Below are 17586 nucleotides of genomic sequence, written 5' to 3'. Positions count from 1 at the left end.
ACTCAGGGCGATTTCATAGGGTACGGAACATGCTACCATAGAGTGATCAGTGGAATATCTTGAAGGAACGGGCGGCATGGCGGGCTCCATCAGGGCGATCAGGCACGACGAGACCTCCGGCGATCCCGCCCCGTTCGATGCCTTCCTCCGCGATATCCACCCAGAGACAGCATTGCGAGCCGCGATCACCGCAAGCTACCGCCGCCCCGAGCCCGAAGCGGTCGCCGCGATCCTCGATGAAGCGACCCTCGCCCCCGCCGATCAGGCGCAGGCGCAGCGGACCGCGCGCCACCTGATCACCGTGCTGCGCGCCCGTGGCCATAGCGGGCTGGTCGAAACCCTGCTTCAGGAATACGCCCTCTCCAGCCAGGAAGGTGTCGCGCTGATGTGCCTCGCCGAGGCGCTGCTGCGAATCCCCGATACCGCGACGCGCGATGCCCTGATCCGCGACAAGATCGGCGCGGGCAACTGGCGCAACCATCTCGGCGAAAGCCCCTCGCTCTTCGTCAACGCCGCCACCTGGGGCCTGCTGCTCACCGGCAAGCTAACCGCGACGGCGAGCGAAGCGGGGCTGGGCTCGGCACTGACCCGGTTGCTGACGCGGGGCGGCGAACCCATCGTCCGGCGCGGCGTGAACATCGCCATGCGGCTGATGGGCGAGCAGTTCGTCATGGGCCAGACCATCGGCGAGGCCCTGAACAATGCCCGCAAACGCGAGGCGCGCGGCTTCCTCTATTCCTACGACATGCTCGGCGAAGCCGCCCTCACCGCCGCCGATGCCGGGCGGTATTATCGCGATTACGAACAGGCGATCCACGCGATCGGCGTCGCCGCCGCCGGACGCGGCCTCTATACCGGGCCGGGGATTTCAGTGAAACTTTCCGCCCTGCATCCGCGTTACAGCCGGGCACAGCGGGGCCGGGTGATGACCGAGTTGGCCCCGCGCCTGACCGCGCTGGCCCTGCTGGCACGGCGCTACGATATCGGGCTGAACATCGATGCCGAGGAAGCCGACCGGCTCGATCTCTCGCTCGACCTGCTCGAACGCCTCTGCTTCGAGCCGGAACTCGCCGGTTGGCACGGGATCGGCTTCGTGGTGCAGGCGTATCAGAAACGGGCTCCCCGCGTGATCGATTTCCTGGTCGATCTCGCCCGGCGGAGCGGCCACCGCCTGATGGTGCGGCTGGTCAAGGGCGCCTACTGGGATTCCGAAATCAAGCGCGCGCAGGTCGATGGGCTGGAAGGCTTCCCGGTCTATACCCGCAAGATCCACACCGATGTCTCCTACCTCGCCTGCGCGCGAAAAATGCTGGCGGCGGGCGCTGAAATCTTCCCTCAGTTCGCGACCCATAACGCCCTGACGCTGGCCAGCATCCACGCAATGGCGGCCCCTTACGCGCCGGGACGCTATGAGTTCCAGTGCCTGCACGGCATGGGCGAGGCGCTGTATGACGAGGTGGTCGGGCCGCAGAAACTCGGCGTGCCGTGCCGGATCTACGCGCCGGTCGGCACCCATGAGACCTTGCTGGCCTATCTGGTGCGGCGGCTGCTCGAAAACGGCGCGAACAGTTCCTTCGTCAATAAACTGGCCGATCCGGAGGTTGAGATCGAGGCGTTGCTCGATGATCCGGTTGCGGCAAGCCGGCGGATCATCCCACCCGGCGCGGGTCACGAAAAAATCAGCCTCCCCGCCGCGATCTTCGGCAGGCGACGCAACTCATCCGGCCTCGACCTCTCGAACGAACAGCGACTGGCGGAACTGGCCACCGGCCTCGCCGCCGGCCGCACCATCGCGTGGTCGGCTGGCGCGGATGGGGCGGAGGCAGCCGATCCGGTGCGGGTGATCGTCAACCCGGCGGATCGCGCCGATCGGGTCGGCACGGTGGTCGAGGCGACATCGGCGACGATCATGGCGGCGCTGGCTTCGGCCACGGCATCGACATGGCGATCGGTGCCGGCGGCGGACCGGGCGGCCCGTCTCGAACGGGCTGCAGAACTTCTGGAGGATCGCCGCGCGATCCTGGTCGGGTTGATCGCGCGCGAAGCCGGCAAGACCATCCCGGCAGCGCTCGGCGAGGTTCGCGAGGCGGTGGATTTCCTGCGTTACTACGCGGAGGAGGTTTCCAAACTCGATGATGCGGCGCATCGTCCTCTGGGGGTCGTGGTCGCGATCAGCCCGTGGAATTTTCCGCTGGCGATTTTCACCGGCCAGGTCGCGGCGGCGCTGGCGGCGGGCAATGCCGTGCTCGCCAAGCCCGCCGAGGAAACCCCGCTCATCGCCGCCGAAACGGTCCGCATTCTGCACGAAGCCGGGGTGCCGCGCGATGCCGTCACCCTCGTCCCGGGCGACGGCACGGTCGGGGCCGCTCTGGTCGGGGATGCCAGGGTCGGCGGCGGCGTCTTCACCGGCTCGACCGGCGTGGCGCGGCTGATCCAGCGACAACTCGCTTTGCGGCTCGATGCGACGGGACATCCCGTGCCATTGATCGCCGAAACCGGCGGCCAGAACGCGATGCTGGTCGATTCATCCGCCCTGCTGGAGCAGGCGGTCGGGGACATCGTGACCTCGGCCTTCGATTCGGCAGGCCAGCGCTGTTCGGCCCTGCGCATTCTGCTGGTGCAGGAGGATATCGCCGATGCGCTGATCACCATGCTGAAAGGCGCGATGGCGGAATTGAGCCTCGGCCGGCCGGACCGGCTGGACAGCGATATCGGACCGGTGATCAGCGCGGCGGCGCGCGAGGGCATTCTGGCTCATGTCGCGGCGATGCGCCGGTCCGGGTACCGGGTGTTCAGCATCCCGCCGAACGATACCTGCCAAACCGGCTGGTTCGTCCCGCCCACGATGATCGAAATCCCCGATCCTGGCGTGCTGGGCGCCGAGGTTTTCGGGCCGGTGCTGCACATCGTGCGGTATGCCGCGCGTGACCGGGACCGGATGATCGATGCGGTGAATGCGCTCGGCTACGGCCTGACCTTCGGCATCCACAGCCGGATCGACGAGACGATCGAGCACGTGACCCGGCGGATCACGGCGGGGAATATCTACGTCAATCGCAACATCATCGGCGCGGTGGTCGGCGTTCAGCCATTCGGCGGCCATGGAATGTCGGGTACCGGCCCGAAGGCGGGCGGGCCGCTCTATATCCGCCGGCTGATGGCGCAGCACCCCGGTTTCGATGAGCGGTGCGGGATGACCATGGAATTGCAAGGTCCAGTCGGTGAACAGAATATCTATCGGCTCCAGCCGCGCGGCACCGTGCTGTGCCATGCGGCGACCGCAGCGGGTGCCGCACGTCAGATCGCGGCCTGTGCTGCGAGCGGCAATGACGCGCTGGTGCTTTGCCCGGAGCCGCTCGCCGCGACGATCGGTTCAGCCCGGCTCGCCAACCGGCAGACCCTGTCATCCGAGCGGTTCGATGCGGTGCTGTTCGAGGGCGATGCCGCGACATTGCGTGACCTGCTGCACGATCTCGCCCGGCGGGACGGGCCGATCATCCCGGTTTACTGCGGAAATGCGGATGGGGATTATCCGCTGGCCTTCCTGAGCGTGGAGCAAGCGGTGAGCATCAACACCGCGGCGGCCGGCGGAAATGCGAGCCTGATGGCCATCGGTTAGCGGGACGATCACATGCAAAGCCCAAGGCCCAAATCAAACAGAGTTTTCTGGTTCTTTTTTGTAAAAAAGAACCCTTCCACCTCAACCTCCCCGAAGCCCCGCCCCGCAAACTTGCGATCTTGTCAGGAACCGGCAGGTCCATCTCCATCTTAAATGCCGGACCTCGCCGTAATACGATCATCACGCGGATAACAGCCATGAGCACATCCACCATTCGTCGCCGTCCTTCGATCTTCGCGGTACCCTGGCGCACACCGGCTGGGCGGTTTTCGTGGCTGAAGCTCGTCACCCTGATTTTATGCATCGCCCCGGTTCCGTTGATCGGATGGCAATGGGCGACGGACAATCTGGGGGCGCGCCCGGTTCATCATGCCATGCTGGAAACCGGGTTCTGGGCGATCCGGTTTTTGATCCTGTGCCTCGCGGTCACCCCGGCGCGGGCATTGTTCGACTGGACGCGGGTGGTGATGCTACGCCGCATGCTGGGGCTGGCGGCAGCATTCTATACGTTCGCGCATATCGTGCTCTACGCCGCCGATCAGGATTTCGCGCTCGGTTTCGTGCTCAACCAGATGCTGACGGTATTCTATCTCATCCTCGGGACGATCGCGACGGTCGGGTTCATCGCCCTGTCGCTGACCTCGACCGACCGGGCGATGGCCGCGATGGGCCGGCGCTGGAAGCTGCTGCACCGGTTGATCTATCCGATCGCGATTTTATCGCTCTGGCATTTCTTTCTGACCCAGAAGGTCGAAATCGGCATCGCGGCGGTCCCGGCGGGGTTGTTCATATTCCTGATGCTGTGGCGGACCACCCTGCCCGGGTTTCGCCGCTCGATCGGCGGGGTGGCGATACTGGCCGTGGCGAGCGTGGCCCTGACGGCGCTGGGCGAGGCGGCATGGTATGCGCTGAACTCGGGCATCAATCCGTGGCTGGTGCTCGATGCCAATTTCACCACGGCGCGAACCACGGCGGCGATGTTCGTCGCGGCGGATCTGGTCCTGCTGATCGTCATCATGGCCGGGCGTCGTGCCCAGCTCCGCATGGCGCGAGGCGACGGCAAGGTTTAGCGTTTCACGAGGCCGGATCAGCGCGAGCGCCGGTTTGTCCCTCGCGCTTGGGTGAGGATTGCGTCGGACTCTCCACACGGGTCCGATGGCCGACTCGGCGCCCGGGCTGCTATGGTATGCCATGGTCCGACCCTCCCGGCGCAAATCACCGACCCTGCGTTTGACTCCGCTGATGGCGGGGGTGGGTGCCGCCGCGTGCCTCGCCGGGGCGATCGGGCTGGCCCTCGATGCCGGATTGGGATTGGCCCCGCTTCGGGCGGATGTGACCGGGATAGGGCGGTACGGCGATGCTGTGTTCGTGATCGATCCGGGACGCGCTCTTTTGCTGGCCTCCGTTGCGCTGGCAGCGGGGGCGTGGATGGTCGCGACGATCGGGCGGCGGGATACGCGGCCCGCGCCGGTGGCGATCGGGCTGGTTCTGGCGGGTGCTGCGGCGATTCTGGCGCAGGGATTGTTCACCGGGTTGTTCGCCGGGTTGGGTGCGCTGGTGCTGACAGCGCTGATGACAGCGCGTCGGCAGATGCCGCACGCTCTCTCGCTCGTGGTGATGCCCGCTGTGATCGTGGCGGTGGTCGGCTTCGATCTGCCGGGAGCGGCCCTGGATGCGGCGAGTCCGTTTCTGCTGGCTGGCGGTGCGATCGCGATGCTGGCGGGGGCGGTCGTGGCGACGCGGACGCTCGACCTGTTCCGGATGGCCGCGGCGCTGGCGCTGGGCTGGACCGGCCTGGCGGTGCTGTCGCTCGGACTCGGCGACCCCGGTGCGGCAGGGCTGGCGATCGGCGCCAATGCCGTGATCGTGGCGGCGATCGGGTTGATCGGGGTCACCTTGTTCGAAGCGACCGGCACGGTCTCGCTCGACTGGTTGGGCGGTCTGGCGCGCGGCATGCCGCGTTTCGCCCTGCTGATGCTCGGGGTGTTCGGGTTCGTGGGCGTGCTGCCGCCCGGGCCGGGATTTGCCGCGATGGCGGGCGTGATGGCCCGTGCGATCCGGGAGGGCGACGTGATGATCGTGGCCGCGCTCGGGGTCTGGATCGCTCTGATGGCGTTTGCGGCATTGCGGGGGTTCGGTCTTGCCGCGCTGGGGCGGCCGCGCAGCCTGCGGGCGGCGGCGGCGGAGGATGCCGAACGGCCGGTGCTGATCGCATTGGGGTTGCTGCTGGCCGGAGGTTTGGTGCTCGGCCTCGCCCGATGGGCCGATTTCGTCCTGGCGGTCGCGTTGATCGTGATCGCATTCGGGGTTCGGGCCTGGCTGGTCCGGTCGGAGCCAGCCGAAATTGTCGGGTTCGATGACGGTTTCGCGCGTCCCCCGGCGTGGCTGCCCTTCGGCGATCCGGCGACCCAGATCACCGCAACCGGCTTCGCTCTGGGCATGGTCGCGCCGGCATGGGCGGCGCGCTGGACCGGAATGTCCGTCACTGCGTGGCGGCGGTTGCGGGCGCGATCCGGTTGATGGGCGGATCGGGAGACGTCATTGTCCGGCTCTTCGCCGTCGGTATCGGGTTCGCGGCGATGGTGCTGATGGCCGCGGCACTCGCCCTGATGGACGGGCGGCTGCAGGCGATGCGTCTGGGGGTGGGGTCGGGTCCGTGGCGTCAGCCCTTGCGGGACCTGACCAGGCTCGGTCGCAAACGCCGGCTCCGCCCCGGTTTCGCCTCACCGCTCTATCCGGTCTGGCCGGTGGTCGCGGCGACGGCGACGATCGCGGCAGCTCTGATCGTCCCCGGGTTTGCGTTTGGCACGTGGCGCGGCGTGCTCGCCTCACCTTGGGCGCTGCTCGGCCTGATGGCGATCGCGGCGGCGGTGCGGATCGCGGCGATGCTGGAATCCGGCGCGGCGATGCGCGGGTTCGAGGCGGCAAGGAGCAAGCGGAGTCTGATTGCCGCGCTGGCGATATGGGCGGTCGGGTTCGGGGTTATTGCCATACGGGGTGGCGGCGACGCGCTCGGCAGTATCGGGGCGGGTCTGGCGGCGTCCGCCAGCGCAGGGCCGGGTGACGCGATGCTGACGGTGCTGATTGGTCTGGCTCTGGCGCTGAGCCTCGGCGGTTTCGGATTTGCCACGCCGGGCGATTACGCCGGACCGGAGCGCGCGCTGTTCGTGGCGGAGGCGATGCTGCGGCGCGTGGTGCTGATTTCGGCGCTGGTTGCGGTCGTTGCGCCGATGCCGATGGCGGATGCGAGGCTGGTCGCAACCTGGCCCCTCGGCATGCTGGGGTGGATCGTGAAGGTTGCGGTGGTGGGGGTGGTTTTGGTGGGGTTCGCGCCCCGGCGCTATGCGATGAGACTGGCGGCGGCGGCGCTTTGCGGCGCGCTGGCGCTGGTGGTGTTGGAGCAGGCCCGGACCGGTTTCTGGATCGTGGTGCTGGGGGCGGCATGTGTCGTCGCCGGATTAGTCTGGCTGGTGCGATCGCGCGGTGCGGTGGATGACGGGGCGCTGAGGGCGGCGAGCCTCATGCAGGGCGGGGTCGCTCTGGTTGGATTGGCATTGGCCGATCCGGCTGGGGTGGTCCGGGGTGTGGGGCCCGGGACCGGTGCGGTTCTGATCCTGCTCACGATCGGGCTGGTGCGGGTTGCGGGGCTGCTCGCGGGTCCGGGCGGGTGGGTGCAGATGGCAGGGTTGATCGCTCTGGCGGGACTGCCGCCCTTCGCGGGGTTCGCCGGGGATTTCGCGGTCGTCGAGGCGGCGATGCGCGACTCGGTGTGGCTCGGGAGCGCGTTGCTGGCGGGACTGGCTTTGGCAGGTGCGGTGCTGCTGGGCGCAATCGGGATCGTCCCGGCAAATGATCGCGCGGCCCGGGCGGGACGCGGGGTGGCTGCGGTGATGCTGATCGTGGCGGGGTTGATCGGGGTGGCGCCCTGGCTGATCGCGGGGATCGGATGACGCCGGACGATGGCGCGGTGACGGGCTGCGAGGTGCTCGACCCGGCCGGGTGGGCGGCATTGGGCCAGGGTGATTCATCGCTGACCCTGTGCGGGCTCTTCGTGTCCGAGCCGAGAGTTTATGCGTGTTTCGAGGGACCGGGCGGGACGCGGCTGGTGGCGTGCGAACTGGTGGAGCGGGCTTATCCGACGTTGACGGCAGGTTTTGCGGCGGCGGGATGGTTCGAACGGTTGGGCTTCGATTTGACCGGGGTCCGCGCGATCGGGGGCTCCGACCAGCGGCCGGCGATCAGGCAGGGCGCTGCGGGCAGCGATGCGGCGTGGCCCCAGTTTATCGAGACAAGGGGCGAAGGCGGGTATCAGATTGCGGCGGGGCCGGTGGCGGGGACGATTGCGACACCGGTGCACCGGCGGTTCACGATGGATCGGGCGCGGGTGGTCAGCCTCGAACATCGGCTGGGATATACGCATCGGGGGATTGCGGGATTGATGCGTGGCAAGTCACCCCGGGTCGCGGCGCGGTTTGCCGCGCGGATTGCCGGGGATGCGACCGTTGCGCACGCGACCGCCTTTGCCCGGGCGGCGGAGGCGGCGAGCGGCGTTGCGATCCCGGCGCGGGCGCGGGGATTGCGCACGGCGATGCTGGCGGTCGAACGGGTGACCACGGATCTGGTGGCGCTTGGCGATGCGGTGGAACGGGCGGGCGATGTCACCTACGCCGGTTTGCTCGGACGTGCGCGCGAGGCGATTGCAATGGCGCTGGGCGAGGTTTTCGGCCATCGGCTGATGATGGATATCGTGGTGCCGGGCGGCGTGGCGTTGGACGCACGGGGTGAGGCCCTGCCACAGCTGTACAAGGCGCTGGACGGAGCGGTTTTCACCGTCCGCGCGTTCGGCTGGCAGCGGGTGAGGCGCGACCTTGCGGCGGCGGCCCCCGTCGCGATGGCGCGGGCGCGGGCGGTTCGGGCGATGGCACAGGCGGCGCGGGCGGGTTTCGGCACCCTGCCCGAAGGGCCGGTGGCGCTGGCGCTGCCGAATGCGACCGGCATGGCCGTGGGGGTGGCGGAGAGCGCACGGGGGAAGGTGCATCATTGGCTCGATATTGTGGACGGCGAGATCCGTGACGGATTCGCGATCGACCCCTCGGCGCGGTTGCTCGGCGTGCTGGAGGCGGCGGTGGTGGGGCTGGATTTCGAGGCCGCCGATGTGCTGATGGCCTGCTACGGACTTTCGACGGGAGCGATCGATGGCTGATCGGCCGGGGGACGACGGGGGTCGTGGTGACGGGGCAGCCGGGTTGCTCGCGGCGCGGCTGGCGGAGGCGGGCAGCGTGCTGCTGGGCCGGAGCCTGGCGGTGCGACATGTCGATGCCGGTAGCTGTGGCGGGTGCGAGATTTCGCTGCGGGGCGCGCGGGTGCTGCGGGAGGGGCTGACCCGGTTCGGGATTTCGATGGTCGATGACCCGCGGGAAGCCGATGTCCTGCTGGTGACCGGGGTGGCGACGGCGACGCTGGCGGATGCGGTGCGCCGCACGCTGGAGGCGATGGCCCCGCCGCGCTTTGTGGTCGCGGTCGGCGATTGCGCGCTGGATGGCGGGGTGTTCAAGGGGGCGCCGAACGTAGTGGGGGGTGCGGAACGGGTGGTGACCGTCGATCTGCTGATCGCCGGCTGCCCGCCCTCGCCCGGGCGGATCATTGCCGGGCTGGTGGCGCTGGTCGAGGCGAATGCGCCGCCCGTGAAGCGGCGGAGCAGGATCGAGCCGCATGCCTGATCTGGAGCATGAACGGCGGATCGGCGGGGTCGTCGCGGGGGTCGATGAAGTGGGGCGGGGACCGCTCGCGGGGCCGGTTCTGGCGGCGGCGGCGATCCTGCCGGTTGCGCTGGATGCGCGGATTCTGGACATGATCGATGATTCCAAGAAACTGACCGCCGAGCAGCGCGAGGCGGCACTGGCGGCGATGCTGGATGGGGGAGCGTTGGTGGCGCTGGGTGCCGCATCGGTCGCCGAGATCGAGCGGATCAATATTCTGCGGGCGAGTTTATTGGCCATGCGACGGGCAGTCGGGCGGCTGGCGCTGAAGCCCGATCATGTGCTGGTCGATGGCACGATGGTGCCGGACCTGGCGATGGGATGCACATGCATGATCGGCGGCGATGGAATTTCGGCCTCGATCGCGGCGGCCTCGATCGTTGCGAAGGTCGCGCGGGACCGGCTGATGAGGCGGCTCGATGCCCGCTACCCGGGTTATGCCTGGGGGCGCAACGCTGGATATGGAACGCGGGCGCACCGTGATGCCATCGTGACCCTGGGGATCACGCTTCATCACCGGCGCGGCTTTGGCGCGTTATTAAAGCGTTAGGCGATCAGGCGAATTTCTGCTCCGGGTGGCGAAGGTGCCAGAGGCGTTCATGCGCGGCGACGAGACTCTCGATGCTCTTGCGTCGATTGGCATCGGTGTTAGTCGAGCGACGGGTGACCATGCGTTCGAGGATGACCAGGAGTTGTTCCGCGACATCATAGTCGTCCTGATCGCAGGCGTGATGGAATGCGATCAGGATTTTATCGGACAGCCGACGGGTATACCGGGCTTGGGTTTTGTCGGCCTTTCCGGGCTCGTCGGCGAACTGGTCGATAGCTCAGGAATCCCCCCATTTTCCATAGGTCCAGGTATTGCGCCGATTCGCTGCGATTCTCTACCAAGCGTTGGAATGCATGGATGAGGGTGGATCATGGGAATTGCAGCATCGAAAAAGCGTGATGGTGGGCGGTTGAAGGACATCCGCGCATTCATTGACGAGTTGTATGCCCACGATCTCCACGCCAAACGCGTTGACTCCCTGTCTGCTGCGACACTGGGCGTGATGACCGGCGCGTCGCTCGCCGTCGCGATGATCGGTCAGGCGTTGGCACAGGCGCGCGGGCTGGTGACCAAGCACGCGATCAAGCAGGTTGATCGCATGCTCAGTAACGAGAGTATCGACGTCTGGGAAAGCTTCGCCCGTTGGGTACCGCATCTGGTGGGTTCGCAGACCGACATCGTCGTTGCCATGGACTGGACGGATTTCGACGGCGACGATCAGGCAACGTTGGCGCTCAACCTGGTGAGCAAGCATGGCCGGGCGATGCCTCTGTTGTGGCTGTCGATGTGGAAAGAGGAATTGAAAGATCAGCGCAACGCCATCGAGGATACTTGCCTGCGCCGCCTGTCGGAGGTTGTCCCGCCCGGCTGCCGCGTGACCATCCTGGCCGACCGCGGCTTCGGTGACCACAAGCTGTTCGCGTATCTTACGGAGCTTGGCTTTGCCTATATCATTCGCTTCCGCGGCAACATCCATGTCACCGATGCCGCAGGCGAGACGCGAACCGCGGCGGACTGGGTCGGCAAATCGGGCCGGGCGCGCAAACTGCGTGGTGCGCGCGTCACCGCCTCGCACGCCTATCAGGTCGGTGCCGTGGTGTGCGTACATGCGCGTGACATGAAGGAGCCGTGGTGCCTGGCGAGCAGTGACGCCGTGGCGTCTGCAGGGACATTGATCAAGCAATATTCCCGGCGCTGGACGATCGAACCCAGCTTCAGGGACGTCAAGGATTTGCGTTTTGGGATGGGGATGGCTGAGATCCGCATCGCCGAACCAGAGCGGCGCGATCGGCTGCTGCTCATCAGCGCGTTTGCGATGGCGCTGCTGACCATGCTCGGGACGGCAGGCGAGAGCCTGGGAATGGATCGACAGCTCAAGTCCAACACTTCGAAGACCCGCTCACACTCGTTGTTCCGTCAGGGGTGCATGCTCTATGAATTGATCCCGAACATGCCGAAGCACCGGCTACTGCCCCTGATGCGGCGGTTCACGGAAATGCTGCGCAGCAGCGGCATATTCGGCAATTCCATGCCGGCTACGTAATGAGGGGATGAGTGAGGGTCGATAGTATCCTCATCAATCACTGGCTAATTCCGATCCAAAGATGAACTGATCGTCATCTTACCGGTTTCCTAACATTTGCCTATCCCGAAACGTGCTTAAAGCCAACAAAATACACCTTATGCAGCAGGGCAATCGCACTTCAGAATAGTTGTAGGAGGCTGGTGAGGTAGGCATCATCCCATCCGGCCCGTTTGAATTTGCCGCGCAGGGAGCCCCTGGTGGCGTTCTCTTTTTGCATGACGTTCAGGGCCATATGTCGCAGGACTGCGAGATTATTTGGGCTATTGCCCAATCTGCTTCGATCCTGATCCTCGTTCATGACGACATCGAGCCTCCAATGGAGCCGGTTTTCAATGCCCCAATGTGACCGGACAACCTCATTGAAGCGTTCGCTGGAGAGCACAGTGCTGAGCAGGTAGTAGGCGGTCTCAGTCGTGGTTTTGGTGGAGGTTTCGCGCATACGGACAATTTTGCCGATGGCGGCAAGACCCGGCCATCGGTGTCCCTCCTGCAACCAGGCGATATCGTCTGAAACGGTTGCGGTGCGGGTCTCGATACGACCATGATCAGCATCGACTGTGCGCGTCGTATTGGTTTCGTCGCACGGCACGCCGTTGAGAAACATGGAGACATCACCATGCAAGTTGCCTTGGTTCCCCTTCAGCGCGAGAACGTAATCACCTCCTTGATCGACGATTTGTTGCGCGATCGCACGCTGGCAGTTCAACGCATCGGTTGTCACGATCGTGCCTTTCAATGATAGCAACTTCAACAGTTTCGGCACTGCGGTGATTTCATTGGATTTGACGTCTGTGGCGATCTGCGCCAGCACGAGACGCTGTTCGCAACCCCAAGCGCTGACCATATGCAACGCCGATTTGCCGCGGGCATGATCGAAAGATCGACGAAGGACTTTCCCATCGATCGCCACAACACCCTCGATCGTCTTGGAAAATCGAGCCATGAACCGCTGAAACGCAGCGCTGAACTGCTCCGGATCGATCTGACGAAATAGCCGGCTGAACGTGTCATGGCTGGGTAGTCCGTTCTCAAGCTTCAGAAACCCCCGCAGAAACGACTCTTTCGCGCGGGCAAACAGCGCCATGTCGACAGCGCATTGGCCACCGCACAGAACCGTGCACAAGGCTATCATCAAAAGCTCATGGAAGTTGTGCAAAGCGGCATTACTGGTCCGCGGATCTTCCAAACCCTGCCAGCACGCAGCAAATTCCTCCAACGTGTCCTCCCCTGAAGTGTTTCACACGCCGTCGGTAGAATCGCTCCCGCTCAGTCACGCAAGCCCCCCTTATTCTGAAAATTTCAAGTGCGATTCCCCTGCCTTATGCAGCGTGAGTGTTGCAAGCAAACAGCAGAATCGAAGTCAATCTCGTTATTGGCAACTCCGAACTCAAACTTCGTCGCACATATTCTAATTTTTGACAAGACTTTTCTCGATTAGCTCGAAAGATCCCGGAAATCCGGGGGGATTTCCAGGATCGACCGGTTAGACTCCGGTAAGCAGCGACGGTTCCGGCGAGGTGAAGACGAAATCGGAGAAGGCGTCCTCCCATGAGCCGGTGGTGGAGGCCTTGCTGTATTCGGTTGCCCGATTCTCGAAGAAATTGGCATGTTCGACCGCGTTGAGCATTTCATCGAGCCAGGGGAGCGGGTTTTTCTCGACGTGGAACAGCGGGTTGAGGCCGAGCTGCTGGAGGCGGCGGTCGGCGATGAAGCGGATATAGCGTTTCACCTCCGCGCCGTTGATCCCTTCGATCGCGCCGAATTCGAAGGCGAGGTCGATGAAGGCGTCTTCATGATCGACGATGGTGGCGCAGGTCAGGTAGAGTTCGCGGCGTAGCTCTTCGGTCCAGATTTCGGGGTTTTCCGAGATGAAGGTGCGGAACAGCCGGATGATCGAGAGGCAGTGGAGGCTCTCGTCGCGCACCGACCAGGAGATGATCTGGCCCATGCCCTTCATTTTGTTGAAACGCGGGAAATTCAGCAGGATGGCGAAGGAGGCGAACAGCTGCAGCCCCTCTGTGAAGGCGCCGAAGGCTGCGAGGGTCTTGGCGATTTCGTGTTTGTTGTCGACCCGGAAGCCGTGCATGTAGTCGTATTTGTCCTTCATTTCCTTGTATTTCATGAAGGCGGAGTATTCGAGCTCGGGCATGCCGACAGTGTCGAGCAGATGGGAATAGGCGGCGATGTGGACGGTTTCGATGTTCGAGAACGCCGAGAGCATCATCAGCACTTCGGTCGGTTTGAAGACCTGGCTGTAGTGCTTCATGTAGCAGTTGTTCACCTCGACATCGGCCTGGGTGAAGAAGCGGAAGATCTGGGTGAGCAGGTTGCGCTCGCCGGCGGTGAGGTTTTTGTGCCAGTCCTTCACATCGTCGGCCAGCGGGACTTCCTCGGGCAGCCAGTGAACGCGCTGCTGGGTCAACCAGGCCTCGTAGGCCCAGGGGTAACGGAACGGCTTGTAGACCGGGTTTTCGGTCAGCAGGTCGAATTTGGTGGGCAGGACGATGGATGAGGGCGGGGTGATGATGGCGGACATGATGTTCCTTCGGGCGAGGCGAGGTCGGGGCCGCGCTGGTTCGGTGGTGCGATTCTGAAAGGTATTATGGACCCGGACGGGGGGTTCGGCAACCGGGAGACCGGCTGATTGGTGGTCGGTTGTACCATATATGTTTTGTCTGACGTGATTTGCCACCAGATGTAGTGTGGCGGCGCGGGAGATTGACAGCGGGGCCAGTGGCTCGGAGAGTCGGCGACGGATAGATCTGACAGGATGAACGATGACCGACGAGCCGCAGAAACAGGCCGAGAAGCTGGCGCAGACCCTGAGGGAAACGGGCCGGGAGGAACATGCATCGCGGTTCGCCGAGGTGCTTTCGGGCAATCTGGTCGGGCGGGCGCTGCTGGAGGCGTTGCGCGATGTCAGTGACACGGTGGTGGCCGGGGTCGAGGCGCTCGACCCGGCGGGGGTGGCGGCGCTGGAGGATTTCCGGCTCTCGCTGGACCGGCATCTGACCCCGGACGACGGCAGCAAACCGCCGGTCCCCTGATCAGGATTTGTGGGGCGCCGGGGAGGCGTTTCCGGCGGTTTGCTTCTGCCGTGATTCGACCTCGGCCACGGTTTTGACCAGGGCGGCATAGCTGATCGAGCCGATGATGCGGCGGTGGCCGATATACCAGCTCGGGACGTATTTCAGGCCGAGGGCGTGGCCCCGCGCGAGGTTGGAATTGAGCCGCGCGGTGACGGCGGGGGAGTTCATGGCGGTTTTAAGTTCCGGCCAGTCGATCCCGGCTTTGGCAGCGTCGGTTTTCAGGATCGCCATGGTGGGCTTGGGCTTCTGGCGCATCAGGATGTGGCGGAGTGCGTGGTATTTGTGCTGCAGTGTGGCAGCGAACAGGGCGCGCGTGCCGAGGACGCTCGGTTTGCCGAGAATGGGGAAATCGATCGGGACGTAGCGAATATCGGGATTCGCCTTCATCAGCCGGTTGAACCGCAGATTCATACGCCGGCAGGGCGGGCAGCGGATGTCGTAGAAATCGACGATGGTGAGGCGACCGGTGGGATTGCCGAACACCGGATCGCCGGGACGGATCAGGCTCGCGGCGGTGAAATCGGTCTGGATCACCGGAGGATTGCCGTTGTTCGGCGGCCTGCGGGTCAAATGGTGGGCGGTGATGGCGAGGGCGACGGCTATCAGGATGCCGCCGATGGCGAAGAGGGCTGCGCGCTTGATCATGGTGCTCCTTGTGGCGGGAGTTCGGCGGGGTTGGCAAGGTTTTTGACGATTATTCGTTGCGTTATCGTAACGTTATCGGCGTGCGAAGATGGATTCTGTCAGGAGTGAATTTTTCGGTATTTTCGTCTGGGGGGCCAAAAGCGGTTGCCGGGGCCGAAATGGACGCCGTGGTAGTTGGCGTCGGGGATGCGGATGTCGGCGGGGTCGAGGGGGATCGGCCAGATGATGCGTTTGGGTTTCGGGTTGGGGTTGGGTTTGCGCTGGCGTCGCTCGCGGGGTGGCGGGCGGAGGTGGTCGGGGAGGTTTACGCCGAACATGCGGCAGATCGGGCGGAGGATGCGACCGAGGCTCGGCTTGGCGGCGAGCAGGGCGATCAGGTCCGGGGAATTGACGAACGCGATCAGGTCGTAATGGGCCTGTGCGGCAACGACGCCGGTGGTTGGCGTGTTCGGCAGCAGATGCAGCAGCCAGGCGAATTGCGTGGAGAACGGTGATGGTTTGCGCGGGCGGGAGGGCTTTGGCGGCGCGGTGTTGGTGATGTCTGGCGCGGGTTCGCGGATCGGTTTGGGTGGCGTTGCGGGTTTGGCGGCGGAGCGGGCGAAGCGGATCACGACGCGGTTGAAATAACCCAGCAACAGCGTGACCATCGGCATCGCGGCCCGGTGGTGCTGGGCCAGCCGAACCGCCTCGCGATGGAAACCCGCAAAGATGGCTTTGAGGGTTTCGGTCAAGGCTTCATGAGGGCGGGGTGCTTCGGTCACATGGGACTATAAGCATAACGGCTGGGGGGTGAGAAAGCCGGAAAAGGTTAGGGGAAGGTAAGGAAGGCGAGGGAAGGGCTACTTTTTTGAAAAAAAGTAGCAAAAAACTTTTGTTATCTGGGCTACGGGTGGTGTCAGGGGCACGGGCCTAGATTCAAGAGAGTTTTTTGGTTCTTTTTTGCAAAAAAGAACCCTTCCTTCGGCTTCCTCCCCTTCCCTAATAAATCTCGGCGTAAATTCTCATGATCTGGGTTTCATCGGGGATGATTGGGTTATTGGCGGGGCTGCCGGAGGCGAGGGCTTGGGTGGCCATGGTGGGTTGGGTGCGGTCCCAGTCCGATCGGGCGATGCCGAAGGCGGAGGGGGTGGGGACGGCGAGGTCGTGGTTGAGGGTTTCGAGTGCTTCGAGGAGGCGGGCGCCGGCGAGTTGGTCGGCGTCGGTGTCCGGCGCGAAGCCGGCGAGGCGGGCGGCTTCGGCGTAGCGTGGCAGGGCGGCGTTGAGGGAGTAGCGGGTGACGGCGGGGAGCAGCATGGCGTTGGACAGGCCGTGGGGGACGTGGAAGTGCGCGCCGATCGGGCGGGACATGCCGTGGACCAGGGCGACGGAGGCGTTGGAGAAGGCGAGGCCGGCGAGGGTGGCGCCGAGCATCATGGCGGCGCGTGCGGCGCGGTTGTCGGGTTCGCGGTAGACGGTGCGGAGGTTGCGGCCGATCAGACGCAGGGCGGCGCGGGCGTAGCCATCGGAGATTGGATTGGCGCGGCGGGAGACCAGGGCTTCGAGGGCGTGGGTGAAGGCGTCGATCCCGGTATCGGCGGTGGTGCGGGCGGGGACGCTCATGGACAGTTCGAAATCGACGATGGCGGCGACCGGCAGGGCACCGAGGCCGGCGATGAGCATTTTTTCATCCGTGCCGGTATCGGTGATGACGGTGAAGCGGGTGGCTTCGGAGCCGGTGCCGGCGGTGGTGGGGATTGCGATCAGCGGCAGGGCGGCGTGGTCGGCGGCGTGGGGGACTTTGAAGTCGCGCATGCGGGCCCCCTGCCCTGCCGCGCGGAGGATGTTGATGGCTTTTGCCGTGTCGATCGGGGAGCCGCCGCCGAAGGCGATGATGCAGTCGATATCGAGATCGGCAGCGAAGCGCACGCCGGCTTCAATCACGGTATCGACCGGTTCGGGGACCGTGTCGCTGAAGATGGTGTGGGGGATGCCGGCTTGATCGAGCGGCGCGCGGATGCGGTCGATCAGGCCGAGGCTGACCATGACCGGGTCGGTCACGATCAGGGGGCGGCTGACGCCGAGGCGGTGCAGCATGGCGGCGATGCGCGAGGCGGCACCGCCGCCGATGTCCATGTGGCGAGGGGCGAAGAGGCTGATATCCATGATGCCGGTTCCTGTTGTTTCGGGCGATCATGAACCGGAACCGCTGAAAATCAACCGGGGGCGGGGTGGTGCGTTTTTTTTGTTGAGTTGGTGCTTTCAATCACTCTACAAGTAGAGTCTGGGGCGTTGCCTCAGCAGCCAAATGACCACGGATGCCGGACCAGTCCAAACGAAAACAAGCGGTTAGGAATGGTGCG

General features: G+C 64.9%; 15 protein-coding genes. 10 read left to right on the top strand and 5 right to left on the bottom strand.

Features of this window, described 5'->3' with window-relative positions; genetic code table 11:
* Positions 1 to 76: 76 nt before the first annotated feature.
* The 9 genes from putA (at position 77) to SIL87_RS08980 (ending at position 11471) form a co-directional block, all read left to right on the top strand.
* Positions 77 to 3619 (top strand): bifunctional proline dehydrogenase/L-glutamate gamma-semialdehyde dehydrogenase PutA, encoded by a 3543-nt coding sequence (putA, locus tag SIL87_RS09020; RefSeq protein ID WP_319613843.1) that lies wholly within the window; start codon positions 77 to 79, stop codon positions 3617 to 3619.
* 197 nt (positions 3620 to 3816) lie between these two features.
* Positions 3817 to 4689 (top strand): protein-methionine-sulfoxide reductase heme-binding subunit MsrQ, encoded by an 873-nt coding sequence (locus SIL87_RS09015; protein ID WP_319613842.1) that lies wholly within the window; start codon positions 3817 to 3819, stop codon positions 4687 to 4689.
* A 121-nt stretch (positions 4690 to 4810) separates the two neighbouring features.
* Entirely contained in the window at positions 4811 to 6139 is a 1329-nt protein-coding gene (locus tag SIL87_RS09010) for a hypothetical protein (RefSeq protein WP_319613841.1), read from the top strand.
* Positions 6073 to 7569 carry a hypothetical protein gene (locus SIL87_RS09005; protein ID WP_319613840.1) on the top strand — a complete coding sequence of 499 codons (1497 nt, stop codon included), beginning with the start codon at positions 6073 to 6075 and terminating at the stop codon, positions 7567 to 7569. Before SIL87_RS09010 ends, SIL87_RS09005 begins: the two co-directional genes overlap by 67 nt.
* Complete coding sequence (locus tag SIL87_RS09000) at positions 7566 to 8822, top strand: nickel-dependent hydrogenase large subunit (protein WP_319613839.1); 1257 nt, start codon at positions 7566 to 7568, stop codon at positions 8820 to 8822. Before SIL87_RS09005 ends, SIL87_RS09000 begins: the two co-directional genes overlap by 4 nt.
* Positions 8815 to 9339 (top strand): NADH-quinone oxidoreductase subunit B family protein, encoded by a 525-nt coding sequence (locus SIL87_RS08995; protein ID WP_319613838.1) that lies wholly within the window; start codon positions 8815 to 8817, stop codon positions 9337 to 9339. Before SIL87_RS09000 ends, SIL87_RS08995 begins: the two co-directional genes overlap by 8 nt.
* A complete protein-coding gene (locus tag SIL87_RS08990) occupies positions 9332 to 9928 on the top strand; it encodes a ribonuclease HII (RefSeq protein WP_319613837.1) in 597 nt (198 codons plus the stop codon). Before SIL87_RS08995 ends, SIL87_RS08990 begins: the two co-directional genes overlap by 8 nt.
* 49 nt (positions 9929 to 9977) lie before the next feature.
* Entirely contained in the window at positions 9978 to 10289 is a 312-nt protein-coding gene (locus SIL87_RS08985; protein ID WP_319613836.1) for a hypothetical protein, read from the top strand.
* A 9-nt stretch (positions 10290 to 10298) separates the two neighbouring features.
* Entirely contained in the window at positions 10299 to 11471 is a 1173-nt protein-coding gene (locus SIL87_RS08980) for an IS4 family transposase (RefSeq protein WP_319612376.1), read from the top strand.
* Positions 11472 to 11631: 160 nt separating this feature from the next.
* On the opposite strand, the gene SIL87_RS08975 is transcribed toward SIL87_RS08980, so the two are convergent.
* Both SIL87_RS08975 and SIL87_RS08970 read right to left on the bottom strand, forming a co-directional pair.
* Entirely contained in the window at positions 11632 to 12729 is a 1098-nt protein-coding gene (locus SIL87_RS08975) for an ISAs1 family transposase (protein WP_319612416.1), read from the bottom strand.
* A gap of 267 nt (positions 12730 to 12996) precedes the next feature.
* Positions 12997 to 14049, bottom strand: a complete 1053-nt coding sequence (locus SIL87_RS08970) for a ribonucleotide-diphosphate reductase subunit beta (RefSeq protein ID WP_319613835.1) — start codon at positions 14047 to 14049, stop codon at positions 12997 to 12999.
* Positions 14050 to 14290: 241 nt separating this feature from the next.
* Between SIL87_RS08970 and SIL87_RS08965 the strand changes: the two genes are divergently transcribed.
* On the top strand, positions 14291 to 14560 hold the full coding sequence (locus SIL87_RS08965; RefSeq protein ID WP_319613834.1) for a hypothetical protein: 270 nt from the start codon (positions 14291 to 14293) through the stop codon (positions 14558 to 14560).
* Here the strand turns inward: SIL87_RS08965 and SIL87_RS08960 are convergent, their stop codons facing one another.
* The 3 genes from SIL87_RS08960 to SIL87_RS08950 form a co-directional block, all read right to left on the bottom strand.
* Positions 14561 to 15247: a thioredoxin domain-containing protein gene (locus tag SIL87_RS08960; protein WP_319613833.1), complete on the bottom strand. Its 687-nt coding sequence runs from the start codon at positions 15245 to 15247 to the stop codon at positions 14561 to 14563.
* A 98-nt stretch (positions 15248 to 15345) separates the two neighbouring features.
* Positions 15346 to 15978 (bottom strand): hypothetical protein, encoded by a 633-nt coding sequence (locus SIL87_RS08955; protein WP_319613832.1) that lies wholly within the window; start codon positions 15976 to 15978, stop codon positions 15346 to 15348.
* Between the two features lie 247 nt (positions 15979 to 16225).
* Positions 16226 to 17389 (bottom strand): iron-containing alcohol dehydrogenase, encoded by a 1164-nt coding sequence (locus SIL87_RS08950; RefSeq protein WP_319613831.1) that lies wholly within the window; start codon positions 17387 to 17389, stop codon positions 16226 to 16228.
* Between the last annotated feature and the right edge of the window lie 197 nt (positions 17390 to 17586).

It is taken from the genome of Acidiphilium acidophilum, assembly GCF_033842475.1.
GTDB classification, from domain to species: Bacteria; Pseudomonadota; Alphaproteobacteria; order Acetobacterales; family Acetobacteraceae; genus Acidiphilium; species Acidiphilium acidophilum.
This window is presented reverse-complemented; position numbering and strand designations above follow the sequence as displayed.

Excerpts from the sequence above, each read along its gene's own strand:
- putA (WP_319613843.1), top strand. The coding sequence starts at position 77 with ATGGCGGGCTCCATCAGGGCGATCAGGCACGACGAGACCTCCGGCGAT.
- SIL87_RS09015 (WP_319613842.1), top strand. The coding sequence starts at position 3,817 with ATGAGCACATCCACCATTCGTCGCCGTCCTTCGATCTTCGCGGTACCC.
- SIL87_RS08995 (WP_319613838.1), top strand. The coding sequence starts at position 8,815 with ATGGCTGATCGGCCGGGGGACGACGGGGGTCGTGGTGACGGGGCAGCC.
- SIL87_RS08950 (WP_319613831.1), bottom strand. The coding sequence starts at position 17,389 with ATGGATATCAGCCTCTTCGCCCCTCGCCACATGGACATCGGCGGCGGT.
- SIL87_RS08965 (WP_319613834.1), top strand. The coding sequence starts at position 14,291 with ATGACCGACGAGCCGCAGAAACAGGCCGAGAAGCTGGCGCAGACCCTG.
- SIL87_RS08960 (WP_319613833.1), bottom strand. The coding sequence starts at position 15,247 with ATGATCAAGCGCGCAGCCCTCTTCGCCATCGGCGGCATCCTGATAGCC.
- SIL87_RS08970 (WP_319613835.1), bottom strand. The coding sequence starts at position 14,049 with ATGTCCGCCATCATCACCCCGCCCTCATCCATCGTCCTGCCCACCAAA.
- SIL87_RS08980 (WP_319612376.1), top strand. The coding sequence starts at position 10,299 with ATGGGAATTGCAGCATCGAAAAAGCGTGATGGTGGGCGGTTGAAGGAC.
- SIL87_RS08990 (WP_319613837.1), top strand. The coding sequence starts at position 9,332 with ATGCCTGATCTGGAGCATGAACGGCGGATCGGCGGGGTCGTCGCGGGG.
- SIL87_RS09005 (WP_319613840.1), top strand. The coding sequence starts at position 6,073 with ATGGGCGGCGCGCTGGACCGGAATGTCCGTCACTGCGTGGCGGCGGTT.
- SIL87_RS09000 (WP_319613839.1), top strand. The coding sequence starts at position 7,566 with ATGACGCCGGACGATGGCGCGGTGACGGGCTGCGAGGTGCTCGACCCG.
- SIL87_RS09010 (WP_319613841.1), top strand. The coding sequence starts at position 4,811 with ATGGTCCGACCCTCCCGGCGCAAATCACCGACCCTGCGTTTGACTCCG.
- SIL87_RS08985 (WP_319613836.1), top strand. The coding sequence starts at position 9,978 with ATGCGCGGCGACGAGACTCTCGATGCTCTTGCGTCGATTGGCATCGGT.